The sequence below is a fragment of the Vibrio sp. 10N.222.52.B7 genome (genome assembly GCF_041474275.1).
GTDB lineage: Bacteria > Pseudomonadota > Gammaproteobacteria > Enterobacterales > Vibrionaceae > Vibrio > Vibrio crassostreae_C.
The window spans coordinates 1-359 of the sequence record NZ_JBFRTU010000777.1 but is presented as its reverse complement, the minus strand read 5'-3'; the positions used below and the strand labels follow the sequence as shown (position 1 = coordinate 359).

The following is a 359-nucleotide window of genomic DNA, read 5'->3' as shown; positions in this document are numbered from 1 at the left end:
ATATATTGAATCTCCGGCTGCTCTATGACTTGTTGTACCAAGTTTCTTTGCAGTTCTTTATCGTTGTCTGCCCAATAGCTTATCGCAATTTTGATATCGCTCGATTTGATTGCATCATAAAACCCCAGTGCTACAGGTTTAGTGCCGCCACTTGATTGTGGGCCAAGTAATAAGGCGATAGGTGTTTCGCCTGATCCTTTCGGATGTCGTTTCGACAAAAACTCTCCGACTTGAAATCCCATTTGATACCAGTCGACACCGACCGTGCCTTTCAATACCTTTTGTTGTTCTTCATTGACGGTTAACTCATTCACAGTAGCAAACACAGGGGTAGAGCCAACCCAATCCGTAAGATTGTC

General features: G+C 43.7%; 1 pseudogene. It reads right to left on the bottom strand.

The features are described from left to right. A pseudogene (locus AB4512_RS25265) lies at nucleotides 1-359 on the bottom strand (TMAO reductase system protein TorT); the annotation flags it as partial.